This is a genomic window from Pseudomonas sp. GW101-3H06 (genome assembly GCF_059424605.1).
On record NZ_JBWKZO010000001.1, the window covers coordinates 4,484,790 to 4,497,500 of the forward strand.

Annotated in this window: 6 protein-coding genes, 2 tRNA genes and 2 rRNA genes; 1 reads left to right on the forward strand and 9 read right to left on the reverse strand. The window is 58.6% G+C overall.

Annotation, left to right across the window (positions count from 1 at the left end; genetic code table 11):
* Positions 1-85: 85 nt before the first annotated feature.
* From qhpG to mrdA, 5 genes are all read right to left on the reverse strand, one after another.
* On the reverse strand, positions 86-1,384 hold the full coding sequence (gene qhpG / locus AC07ZE_RS20390; RefSeq protein ID WP_207266403.1) for a flavin-dependent monooxygenase QhpG: 1,299 nt from the start codon (positions 1,382-1,384) through the stop codon (positions 86-88).
* Entirely contained in the window at positions 1,381-2,076 is a 696-nt protein-coding gene (qhpE, locus tag AC07ZE_RS20395; RefSeq protein ID WP_207266404.1) for a subtilisin-like serine protease QhpE, read from the reverse strand. Before qhpE ends, qhpG begins: the two co-directional genes overlap by 4 nt.
* The gene (locus AC07ZE_RS20400; RefSeq protein ID WP_207266405.1) at positions 2,066-3,784 is read right to left on the reverse strand and encodes an ABC transporter ATP-binding protein; all 1,719 of its coding nucleotides are present in this window, start codon (positions 3,782-3,784) and stop codon (positions 2,066-2,068) included. Before AC07ZE_RS20400 ends, qhpE begins: the two co-directional genes overlap by 11 nt.
* Positions 3,784-5,688 carry a sigma-54-dependent Fis family transcriptional regulator gene (locus AC07ZE_RS20405; RefSeq protein ID WP_207266406.1) on the reverse strand — a complete coding sequence of 635 codons (1,905 nt, stop codon included), beginning with the start codon at positions 5,686-5,688 and terminating at the stop codon, positions 3,784-3,786. Before AC07ZE_RS20405 ends, AC07ZE_RS20400 begins: the two co-directional genes overlap by 1 nt.
* A gap of 162 nt (positions 5,689-5,850) precedes the next feature.
* A complete protein-coding gene (mrdA, locus tag AC07ZE_RS20410) occupies positions 5,851-7,740 on the reverse strand; it encodes a penicillin-binding protein 2 (protein ID WP_207266407.1) in 1,890 nt (629 codons plus the stop codon).
* Between the two features lie 263 nt (positions 7,741-8,003).
* Between mrdA and AC07ZE_RS20415 the strand changes: the two genes are divergently transcribed.
* Positions 8,004-8,927 carry a TIGR03571 family LLM class oxidoreductase gene (locus AC07ZE_RS20415; protein WP_207266408.1) on the forward strand — a complete coding sequence of 308 codons (924 nt, stop codon included), beginning with the start codon at positions 8,004-8,006 and terminating at the stop codon, positions 8,925-8,927.
* Positions 8,928-9,040: 113 nt separating this feature from the next.
* On the opposite strand, the gene rrf is transcribed toward AC07ZE_RS20415, so the two are convergent.
* The 4 genes from rrf to AC07ZE_RS20435 all read right to left on the reverse strand — a co-directional run bounded on the left by rrf (position 9,041) and on the right by AC07ZE_RS20435 (position 12,595).
* Positions 9,041-9,156, reverse strand: a 5S ribosomal RNA gene (gene rrf, locus AC07ZE_RS20420).
* Between the two features lie 154 nt (positions 9,157-9,310).
* Positions 9,311-12,204, reverse strand: a 23S ribosomal RNA gene (locus tag AC07ZE_RS20425).
* 229 nt (positions 12,205-12,433) lie between these two features.
* Positions 12,434-12,509, reverse strand: a tRNA-Ala gene (locus AC07ZE_RS20430).
* A 9-nt stretch (positions 12,510-12,518) separates the two neighbouring features.
* Positions 12,519-12,595: transfer RNA gene (locus AC07ZE_RS20435), tRNA-Ile, on the reverse strand.
* Between the last annotated feature and the right edge of the window lie 116 nt (positions 12,596-12,711).

The window sequence follows — 12,711 nt, forward strand, 5'->3', positions numbered from 1 at the left end:
AGCAGGCTCGCTCCCCCACCGGGGAACGCATTCCAATGTGGGAGCGAGCCTGCTCGCGAAGAGGCCAGAACTGCCAGCATAAGACTCAAGGTTTGAAACCTTGAGCCAACAACCAACTGCGAACCATCCTCCCCTGCTCCACCGTCAACCCCGCCAACACCTGCTCCGCCGGCTCACGGCGCATCAACCGCCGCACCAACGGCGCCAACTCAACCCCCTGCACATGCCAGATCCCCAACGGCTGATCCGCCGTGATCACCACATCAGCCTCGTCGACAAACCCGTCACACAGCACCGGCGCCCGCTCGATCCGTAAAGCATTGAAATCCGGCTCGGCATGGGCAATTTCTGCATCCGGCCATCGCCGTCGCGCCTGCCAGAACGGCTGATCGGACCAGCGCACTTCATCGGCGTAGAAATCCCGGCCAATCCTTGCGAACCGCAGGAACAACTGCTCAACCCGCTGCTGATGAAAACGCCGGGCCAGTGCCGCTCGTTCGGGTTTGCACAACAGGGTGTTGATCACCGCCGGTGCCTGCAACGCCGAGGACAGGGATTGAAAGATGCCATTACCCGACAGCGGGTCCACCGCCATCGCTGCATCGCCAACGCGAATCGCGTTATCACTGCACACCTGCGGGCTGAGAATCGCCGTACTGCTGCGGGCGTGCAACTGCAAATCGGCCTCGGGTCCGTCGCCGAAAAATGCCCGGGCCACTGCCGAGTCCTGACGCCGTTGCCGACAGTAGTCGAGCAGCTGCGCCTTGCCCGGCAACCCGGCGCTGGCCACGTCCACCGTCCATTGCCAATAGCACTGACCATCAGCTCGTCGCGCCATCCATGCCCAGCCGTCTACGAGGCTTTCCACGGCGCTGGCGGTGTTGCCCGGTGCGCCTTGCCAGCGATTGAGCAGGCTGACCGTCTCCGGTCCGCGCAGGCCTTTGCCGAGAGCGGGTGCCTGACGTCCACGGGCTTCCACCAGAAAGTCCGCGGCCAGCGCCTGGCGCCCGTCGATCTCGATTCGATGGCCGCTCGCGGCTGACTGGACCGACAGCACCCGGCCTTCAACCAGTTCAACGCCCGCGAGGCGCAAATCCTCGCGCAGGCCGCGATCGAAGGTCGGACGATCCAGCAGAAATTCGACGTTCTGCGCATGTTGCTGGCCGTTCCAGTTGACCTGCCGTTGCGACGGTAACGCGGCTTCCGATAGTGCTTGATGCAGACCGGCGCCGCGCAACGCCTCCAGCACCCGCAAGGAAACGCCCTCCAGTGCGGCAAAGCGGCGCCACTCGCTGACCAGCGTGACTGCATATCCCAGTCGCTGCAGCCCCAGGGCCACCGCCGCGCCCGCCGGTCCGGCGCCCAGAATCACAATCGCCGTCATGGCACGAAGCGCCGTTCAGGACCGCGATAGCGGGCGTTATGTCGCAAATACTCGATGACCTGCTCGTTGCTTGCCTCGGGTTGCGCCACCAGAAACGCCGCAATATGCCCGCTCAATGCCGCACAACCGAGACTGGCGCCGGACTGCCCGGGATAGGTGCCGTGCACGCATGCAGCGAAATCCGCCTGGGCACTGTTGAGCCATGACCATTCGAGTTCGGCACAGCGCGCGTCGCCGGTGACCCGCAGCACCTGTGGATAATTCGCCGGGAACACCCCTTCACCCTGCGCCGGGCTGGATGCGCACAGCAACACGCCGCGCGCCACCGCCGCCGCGCAGGCAGCACGCAACAAGCTGCGATCCTGCCGTAAACCGAGACTCAAATTGATCAAGCGCACATCCTGCGCCACCAGCCAGTCGATCGCCGTGGCGATCTGCAAGGCGCTGGTGACACCACGCTGGTCAAATACCTGGGCCACGCAAAACAGCGCCGACGGCGCGCGCCGGCCAATGGCTTCGATCACCGCACTGCCGTGCCCCAGTGGATCATCGCGCAAGTCGCTTTCGGCGAGCCCTTCTTCCACCAGGGAAAAGCGACGTCCGCCGATCACCTGTACCCGCTGCGCCGCCGAGTGCCCGCTGTCCACCACTCCGATGCGCAACCCAGGTTTTTCATACAGCTCAGGCTTCATGCAGCACCGTTTTCGAAATCAATACACCGTCGAGCAACTCAAATCGCAGGTCGGCATCGGCCAGGGTCGAGGGGCGATGGCTGATCAGGATGCGCGTGCGCCCGGCAAACAGGTGGTCGATGGCCTCGATCACTTCGCGCTCGGTGGCTTCATCTACCGCCGAGGTGGCTTCGTCGAGCACCAGAATCAACGGGTCCTGCAACAGCGCGCGGGCAATGGCGATGCGTTGTTTCTGCCCGCCGGATAACTGCTGGCCGCGCTCGCCCAGTGGGCTGTCGAGGCCTTCGGGCAACGAAGCGATCAAGCTGTCGAGCTGCGCCAGCCGCGCCACTTCGGCAATCGCTTCGCGGCTGGCGTCTGGCACCGCATAGGCCAGGTTGTCCGCCAGGCTGCCGCGAAACAGCACGATGTCCTGACTGACCACGGCGATGCACCGACGCAACTGGAACAGGTCCAGCTCCCGCACATCCACTTCGCCCAGCAGCACCCGCCCTGACTGCGGGTCGTGATGGCGTTGCAGCAGGTCGATCAACGTCGATTTGCCGACGCCGGAGCCGCCGCTCAGGGCGACTTTCAATCCGTACGGAATGCGTGCCTCGATACCGCGCAGGGTGGTCGAGCGACCGGGATGACTGAAGTGCACATCGTCAAAACGCAGCTCACCCGAGTTCGGCATCGGCGTCGGCGCGACGGGTGTGAGTACGGTGGGTTCTTCACCGCGCAACTCCATCACCCGACCGAGGCTGACAGTCATGCGCTGAACAGCCACATAGAGCCCAAGCAGACTCTGCACCGGCCCCACAGCCATGCCCAGGTAAGTGGAAAACGCGATCAGCGCGCCCAGTTGCCAAGTGCCCTGCACCACCCAGTAACCGCCAATCAGAAACGCACAGGCCCGGGACAGCGAGGTCAAGGTGCCCGGCACGGCCTGGGTGAAAAACTCGGTGACTTGCAGGCGCAGCAGCTGGCTCATATAGCCTTGCCCCAGGGTTTCCAAGCGCCGCGCTTCGCGTTGTTGCTGGCCGGCGGACTGGATGAACTTCATCACCGGCAACGTCTCGACCATGAACGACGACATGTCCGCCGAGCGTTCGCGCAACTGCCGCACATCACGCTCGACCTTGCGCCGCATCCAACGCAACCAGAGCACGTCGAGGGGAATCAGCACTAGCGCCAGCAGCGACAGTTTCCAAGACAGCGTCAGGAGCATCGCCACGGCCACCACCAGACCAATCACGCTGGACACCGCCGAGAACAATGAGTCCACAGCAAAACGCTGGATCTCCGCCACGTCGCCATCGAGACGCGACATCAGGTCGCCGATGCGCCGTTGCCCGTAGAAGCTCGGCGACAGGGTCTGCAAATGCCGATAGAGGTCATCGCGCAGGGCAAACAGCATGCGCCCGGACAATCGTGTGTGCAGGTAACGATTGATCCCTGAGAGCGCCGTGCCCAACAGCCCGGCGACGATCATCAGTCCGGCGATCAGCACCAGCATCGAAAAGTCGCGTGCCAGCAGGCCATCGTCGATCAGCAGCTTGGTCAGCCACGGCTGCACCAGCACCAGGGCTGACGCACAAACCGACAGCCCCAGCAGCCCGGCAATCGCCAGCCGATGGGGCCGCACAAAGCTGTAGAGCCAGCGCAACGCCGCTTGCAGGGCTTCGGGGTTCTGGCTATCGATCAGCCGAACGATCAGGCGCTGCATCACGAACGCAACTGTTTGAGCTTGCGATACAGGGTCGCACGGCTGATGCCCAGGGCGTCGGCGGCGGCCGAGACATTACCCTGATGCGTGTCCAGGGACTGGCGGATCATCTCCAGTTCGTTTTCACGAATGCTGCCGGCCTGGGGACGTTCAGTCGCGGTCAACTCATCAAGCATGCTGTCGGGCAAGTGATCGAGTGTCAGGACGGTTTCTCCCGGCTCGCGCATGGCCAGGGCGGTGCGCAAGACCATCTCCAACTGGCGGATGTTGCCCGGCCAATGGTAATTGCCGAGCAGACGGCTCAAGTCGTCATGAAGCACCACCGTCGGTGCGTCGAGCCGAGCTAACAGACGGCTGACCAGCGCACTGAAATCTTCGCGCTCGCGCAGGGCCGGGAGCATCACGCTGATCCCGTTGACTCGGTAGAACAGGTCTTCGCGAAAGTGTTTTTCTTCTACCAGGCGCTTGAGGTCGCGGTGGGTGGCGCAGATCAGGGCGACGTCGATGTCCTGCTCTTCGCCGGCGCCCAGCGGCGCGACCTTACGGTCCTGCAACACCCGCAGCAGCCGTGCTTGCAGGGCCAGCGGCATGTCGCCGATTTCATCGAGAAACAGCGTGCCGCCATGGGCCTGTTGCAAGCGACCGACCATGCCGCCACGGCGCGAGCCGGTGAACGCGCCTTCGCGGTAGCCGAACAGTTCGGACTCGATCAGACCTTCGGGGATGGCTGCGCAATTCACTGCGACGAAGGGTTTATCGCAGCGACTGCCGGCCATGTGCAGGGCACGGGCGATGACTTCCTTGCCGGTACCGGTTTCGCCCAGCAGCAATACCGGTAACTGGTTGGCCAGGCCTTGGCGGGCCATGCGCAGGGCACGGGCGTAACGGGCGTTGCTACCCGCCAGGGAGTCGAGGTCCGGTTGTGCCTTGGTGGTCTTTGCCGGGGTGCGCGGTGGGCTGCTGACATTGATCGAACGTTGCGGTGCGCGCAGGGTTTTATAGAAAAATTCGCCCTTGGCGGTCTGCAAACTGCCGGCGCCGCCTTGATGCAACCGAGCCAACAATTGCAGGCCATCGACACCGAGAAACTCTTCGCAGCGCCGACCGACCAGCGCCGAACGCTCGGCATGCAGCAACTGGCAGGCCTGGGCACTGACGGCAAGGATTTGTCCGCCGAGGCTCACCGCCAGCAGGCCCTGCCATGGCGATTCGAGGTACTGGCGACGGCTATGGAAGGCGAGGACGATTTCGTCCGGGTAACTGGCGTTGAACACCCGGCTTTCGATCTGGCTGACCGCCATGGCCAACAGCGCCGTGCTGTCGTGGGCGCGACCCAGGGGGCCTTCACGGGTCAGGTCGAGGACGCCGAGGATGTCGCCTTGCGGGCAATGGATCGGTACCGAGGTGCAGGAAAAATCACTGAGGCGATCCAGGTAATGTTCGCCGCAATCGATCAGGGTCGGCCGGGCTTCCACCAGTGCCGTGCCGAGGGCGTTGGTGCCGCGGGCGGCTTCGCTCCAGCAGGCGCCCAGGGTAATGTCTTGCAGGCCGCTGCCCTTGAGACGGTCGGCACGACCTTCGACGGCGAGGATGGTGGCTTCGGAGTTGGCGAGGATGATCAAGCCTTCCTTGCCCTGGCGTTCGGCCAGGTAGTCGATAGCCGGCAGTGCGGCGTCGATCAGCAGGCGATTGCTCGACAGCAGCACGTCCAGGTTGGCACTCGACTCCAGTGCCAGCTCGTGCTTGGCATTGAAATGCACGCCATGGCTGAGGCTGCGTCGCCACGAGGCATCGATTTCCGCCCGCAGGACGCCATCCGGCACTTCGCCTTCCAGATGCAGCTTCTCCCGGGCCAGCCGGGCTTCGCGGTGCAGTTTGGGGGAGTTTGTTTTTATTAGCGTCATCAAGCGCTCCGGGTCGTCCGCCCCTGCGCCGTCAAACATCGGCGCCCTGCCGCAATCTTTACGTTAACGTCAGGGCTATGGCAAGTGCCTTACGGCGCTTGTGTTCCATCGGATGGGCCGCGTTCTCGTTGTTCGCGAGCAAGCTCGCGAAGCCTCGATGGTTTAGACGTGAGGATCGCCCGGCTTGATTGGGGCTGCGTATTGCGGCTTCAAGTGCCCATCCTGATCGAGTAGCCAGGCGTCCATGATCTGCCGCACCACGGGACCGGCGACGCGTCCGCCGGCTTCGCCATTCTCGATCATCACCGAGATCACGATCTTCGGGTGTTCGGCCGGGGCGAAACCGACAAACAAGGCATTATCGCGGTTTCGCTCGCGGGTCTTCTCGCGGTTGTAACGCTCGCCCTGCTTGATCGCCACCACTTGCGCGGTACCGCTCTTGCCGGCAATACGGTATTGCGCACCCGCCGCTGCCGCCCGGGCAATCCCGCGTGCATCGTGCATCACCATCTGCATGCCGTGGTTGACCTGCTCCCAGTCGCGCGGATCCTTGAGCAGAATGTTCGGCATCGGATGCTCGTCCACCGGCGCGACACCATCCACAGTCCGGGCCAGATGCGGACGGTTCCACACACCTTTGTTGGCAATCAGCGCAGTGGCCTGGGCCAGTTGCAGCGGCGTGACCTGCATGTAGCCCTGGCCGATACCAAGGATCACCGTCTCACCCGGGAACCATGCCTGACGGCGTGTGGCACGCTTCCAAGCCTGGGATGGCATCAGACCTGGCGACTCTTCGTACATGTCCAGGGAGACTTTCTCACCCAGACCAAACATCGCCATATAGTCATGCAGGCGATCGATCCCCAGTTTGTGGGCCAGATCATAGAAGTAAGTGTCGTTGGAGCGCATGATCGCCGCGTCCATGTCCACCCAACCGTCGCCGCTATGGTTCCAGTTGCGGTACTTGTGATCGAAATCCGGGAGTTGGTAATAGCCGGGATCGAACACCCGGGTCTGTGGTGTGACAACGCCAGCGTCGAGACCGGCAATCGCCACTTCCGGCTTGATGGTCGAACCGGGCGCATAAAGGCCGCGCAGCACACGGTTGAACAGCGGCCGGTCGAGCGAGTCGTGCAGTGCCGCGTATTCCTTGAAGCTGATGCCGGTGACGAACAAATTCGGGTCGAAGCTCGGTTTGCTGACCATCGCCAATACTTCGCCGGTCGACGGATCGAGCGCGACCACCGAGCCACGACGATCACCCAGGGCCTGCTCGGCGGCTTGCTGAAGCTTGACGTCGAGACTCAGTACGATGTTTTTGCCAGGAATCGGATCGGTGTGCCTGAGCACTCGCAGCACGCGCCCCTGGGCGTTGGTTTCGACTTCCTCGTAGCCGACATGGCCGTGCAGCTGCGACTCGTAGAATTTCTCGATCCCGGTTTTGCCGATGGATTGAGTGCCGCGGTACTCGACCGAATCCAGGGCCTTGGACTCCTTTTCGTTGATGCGTCCGACGTAGCCGATCGAATGAGCAAAGTGCTCGCCGAACGGATAGTGGCGCACGAACTGCGGCTCGACATCGATGCCCGGCAACCTGAACTCGTTGACCGCCAGCACCGCAATCTGTTCTTCAGTCAGCTCGTAGAACAGCGTCACCGGCACAAACGGATGCCGTGCCTGCTTCATGGCCCTGTCGAACAGCGCTCGATCCTCAGACGGCAGGTGCAATAAGTTGACCACCTCGTCCAGCTCTAGCCTCACATCCGAAGCACGTTCACGGGTGATGGTCAGGTTGTAGCTTGGTTGATTGTCCGCGAGAACCACGCCATTGCGGTCATAGATCAAACCGCGGGTGGGGGTGATCGGCAAGACGTGAACGCGGTTGTTTTCGGAAATCGTGGAGTGATAGTCGAATTCGACCACCTGCAGGACGTACATGCGCACTACCAGTGCGCAGGTAACAGCGACGACGAACAAGGCGCAGGCCATCAGCCTTTTGTTGACCAGGCGCGTCTCTTTTTCATGGTCCTTGATCGGTATCGGTTCGGGCATTTCCAGAGCAACTCTTTTAAAAGGAGGTGCCGATCCGTGGGCGTCAAATCAGTCCTTAAAAAACGAGCTGCACCATATCAAAAACCGCTTGTTCACTTTGGTTCGATTCCACCAATGGCGGTCGTGAAAGGGTGAAGAGTTTTTCATCTCGGCGGCGGACTCGTGCGCTTCACTCAAGATTGATATTCCCATTCATGCATTTTTCTTGCTGATGCTGCTGTTGATACTAGGTCCATGTCATTGGTTTTTTTTGGAGTCTTTACATGCATCCACGCTTTCAACGGTTACTCGGGTCTAACGGGTTTTCCATCGGACTGGAACTGCCCCTGGATAATGATTGGTCCAGTGTTGGTCAGCGGCGACGGATTGCCCAGGACCGCCCTTTTGGTGTGCCTGATCTGAAACAGCACGCCGCCATGGCCCGGCTGGCCGATCAGTCCGGGTTTCGCGCGCTGTGGGTTCGCGATGTGCCGGTTTACGACCCTCACTTCGGCGATGCCGCACAGGTGTTCGAAACCTTTTCTTATCTGGGTTACCTGGCCGGCATTACCGATAACATCATGCTCGGCACTGCAGCAGTTGTGCTTCCGCTGCGTCAGCCCTGGTTGACACTCAAGTCAGCCAATAGTGTCGATGAGTTGAGTGATGGACGCCTGCTGCTAGGCGTGGCCAGCGGCGACCGCCCGATGGAATATCCGTTGTTTGGCGTGGATTACGATCAGCGTGGCGAAATCTTCCGCGATACCGTGGAGTTGCTGCGCAGCCAGGGCGATGACCGTTTGCCCGAAGGTGCACGTCTGCTTCCGGAACGCGAACAGTCAGCTCCATTAGTGGTGGCAGGTCTTGGTCAGCAATCACCAGCGTGGATTGGCCAACACATGGACGGTTGGCTCGCTTACCCCGGTACGCCAGACGAGCATCGCCGGCGAGTAGGATTGTGGCGTGAAGTTGGTGGCAACAAACCGTATATCAGTTTTGTTCACCTTGACCTGATGGCCAACCCCCATGCACCGATGCGCCGTGTTCGCTTCGGTGGCAGCTGTGGACGTCTGGCATTGATCGATGAACTGCAGGCCTTGCGTGAGGCCGGCGTACAACATGTCGGCCTGCATGTGCGACGCAGCGAGCGACCGGTCGCGGAGATTATTGAGGAGATCGCAGAACACGTGCTGCCGAAGTTTCACTGATGGATGCTGCGGGACCAGGGATAGCCCTTAAGCTGTCCCTTTTTTTGCCCGACTTTCCTGCGGACAAAACAAAACCCCTACCTGCATACGCAGATAGGGGTTTCGGAATTTAATCTTGACGATGACCTACTCTCACATGGGGAAACCCCACACTACCATCGGCGATGCATCGTTTCACTTCTGAGTTCGGGATGGGATCAGGTGGTTCCAATGCTCTATGGTCGTCAAGAAATTCTTGAGCTGACGCGTCTTGCGACGTTCCAGCGAATTGGGTATGCGATAGTTTGTGTGTTGGCGAACTTTCGGTTCATTGCGTCTTCACACACCGCAATCTGGTCTCTTTCGTCTTTTCAACTCGGAGCATCAAATTGCTTGGGTGTTATATGGTCAAGCCTCACGGGCAATTAGTATCGGTTAGCTCAACGCCTCACAGCGCTTACACACCCGACCTATCAACGTCGTAGTCTTCGACGGCCCTTCAGGGAGCTCAAGGCTCCAGTGAGATCTCATCTTGAGGCTAGTTTCCCGCTTAGATGCTTTCAGCGGTTATCTATTCCGAACATAGCTACCCGGCAATGCCACTGGCGTGACAACCGGAACACCAGAGGTTCGTCCACTCCGGTCCTCTCGTACTAGGAGCAGCCCCTCTCAAATCTCAAACGTCCACGGCAGATAGGGACCGAACTGTCTCACGACGTTCTAAACCCAGCTCGCGTACCACTTTAAATGGCGAACAGCCATACCCTTGGGACCGGCTTCAGCCCCAGGATGTGATGAGCCGACATCGAGGTGCCAAACACCGCCGTCGATATGAACTCTTGGGCGGTATCAGCCTGTTATCCCCGGAGTACCTTTTATCCGTTGAGCGATGGCCCTTCCATACAGAACCACCGGATCACTAAGACCTACTTTCGTACCTGCTCGACGTGTCTGTCTCGCAGTCAAGCGCGCTTTTGCCTTTATACTCTACGACCGATTTCCGACCGGTCTGAGCGCACCTTCGTACTCCTCCGTTACTCTTTAGGAGGAGACCGCCCCAGTCAAACTACCCACCATACACTGTCCTCGATCCGGATAACGGACCTGAGTTAGAACCTCAAAGTTGCCAGGGTGGTATTTCAAGGATGGCTCCACGCGAACTGGCGTCCACGCTTCAAAGCCTCCCACCTATCCTACACAAGCAAATTCAAAGTCCAGTGCAAAGCTATAGTAAAGGTTCACGGGGTCTTTCCGTCTAGCCGCGGATACACTGCATCTTCACAGCGATTTCAATTTCACTGAGTCTCGGGTGGAGACAGCGCCGCCATCGTTACGCCATTCGTGCAGGTCGGAACTTACCCGACAAGGAATTTCGCTACCTTAGGACCGTTATAGTTACGGCCGCCGTTTACCGGGGCTTCGATCAAGAGCTTCGCGTTAGCTAACCCCATCAATTAACCTTCCGGCACCGGGCAGGCGTCACACCCTATACGTCCACTTTCGTGTTTGCAGAGTGCTGTGTTTTTAATAAACAGTCGCAGCGGCCTGGTATCTTCGACCGGCGTGGGCTTACGCAGCAAGTGCTTCACCCTCACCGGCGCACCTTCTCCCGAAGTTACGGTGCCATTTTGCCTAGTTCCTTCACCCGAGTTCTCTCAAGCGCCTTGGTATTCTCTACCCAACCACCTGTGTCGGTTTGGGGTACGGTTCCTGGTTATCTGAAGCTTAGAAGCTTTTCTTGGAAGCATGGCATCAACCACTTCGTCACCTGAAAGGTAACTCGTCATCAGCTCTCGGCCTTGAAACCCCGGATTTACCTAAGATTTCAGCCTACCACCTTAAACTTGGACAACCAACGCCAAGCTGGCCTAGCCTTCTCCGTCCCTCCATCGCAATAACCAGAAGTACAGGAATATTAACCTGTTTTCCATCGACTACGCTTTTCAGCCTCGCCTTAGGGACCGACTAACCCTGCGTCGATTAACGTTGCGCAGGAAACCTTGGTCTTTCGGCGTGGGTGTTTTTCACACCCATTGTCGTTACTCATGTCAGCATTCGCACTTCTGATACCTCCAGCAAGCTTCTCAACTCACCTTCACAGGCTTACAGAACGCTCCTCTACCGCATCATCCGAAGATGATACCCGTAGCTTCGGTGTATGGTTTGAGCCCCGTTACATCTTCCGCGCAGGCCGACTCGACTAGTGAGCTATTACGCTTTCTTTAAAGGGTGGCTGCTTCTAAGCCAACCTCCTAGCTGTCTAAGCCTTCCCACATCGTTTCCCACTTAACCATAACTTTGGGACCTTAGCTGACGGTCTGGGTTGTTTCCCTTTTCACGACGGACGTTAGCACCCGCCGTGTGTCTCCCATGCTCGGCACTTGTAGGTATTCGGAGTTTGCATCGGTTTGGTAAGTCGGGATGACCCCCTAGCCGAAACAGTGCTCTACCCCCTACAGTGATACATGAGGCGCTACCTAAATAGCTTTCGAGGAGAACCAGCTATCTCCGAGCTTGATTAGCCTTTCACTCCGATCCACAGGTCATCCGCTAACTTTTCAACGGTAGTCGGTTCGGTCCTCCAGTCAGTGTTACCTAACCTTCAACCTGCCCATGGATAGATCGCCCGGTTTCGGGTCTATTCCCAGCGACTAGACGCCCTATTAAGACTCGCTTTCGCTACGCCTCCCCTATTCGGTTAAGCTCGCCACTGAAAATAAGTCGCTGACCCATTATACAAAAGGTACGCAGTCACCTAACAAAGTAGGCTCCCACTGCTTGTACGCATACGGTTTCAGGATCTATTTCACTCCCCTCTCCGGGGTTCTTTTCGCCTTTCCCTCACGGTACTAGTTCACTATCGGTCAGTCAGTAGTATTTAGCCTTGGAGGATGGTCCCCCCATATTCAGACAAAGTTTCTCGTGCTCCGTCCTACTCGATTTCATTGATAAGAGATTTTCGCGTACAGGGCTATCACCCACTATGGCCGCACTTTCCAGAGCGTTCCGCTAATCTCAAATCAACTTAAGGGCTAGTCCCCGTTCGCTCGCCACTACTAAGGGAATCTCGGTTGATTTCTTTTCCTCAGGGTACTTAGATGTTTCAGTTCCCCTGGTTCGCCTCTTGCACCTATGTATTCAGTACAAGATAACCATCTTATGATGGCTGGGTTCCCCCATTCAGACATCTCCGGATCAAAGTCTGTTTGCCGACTCCCCGAAGCTTTTCGCAGGCTACCACGTCTTTCATCGCCTCTGACTGCCAAGGCATCCACCGTATGCGCTTCTTCACTTGACCATATAACCCCAAGCAATCTGGTTATACTGTGAAGACGACATTCGCCGAAAATTCGCGATTAAACTCACAAATTTTACCTTAGCCTGATCCGTTACCAGTGAAAGTAACGTTCAGTCTATCTTTCTATCACATACCCAAATTTTTAAAGAACGATCTAATCAAAAGACTAGAAATCAATATTCACACCGGAATACTCATTTCTAAACTCTCAAACTTTCGAAGCAGTTTATGGTGGAGCCAAGCGGGATCGAACCGCTGACCTCCTGCGTGCAAGGCAGGCGCTCTCCCAGCTGAGCTATGGCCCCATACAAAATTGGTGGGTCTGGGCAGATTCGAACTGCCGACCTCACCCTTATCAGGGGTGCGCTCTAACCAACTGAGCTACAGACCCAATTTCGAGCTTGTAACTGTTAGCGTGAGCTATCAGCTTGGAGCTTAAAGCTGCTTCTATCGTCTTCTTCAATGAATCAAGCAATTCGTGTGGGAGCTCATGGTGCAGCTGAGTCG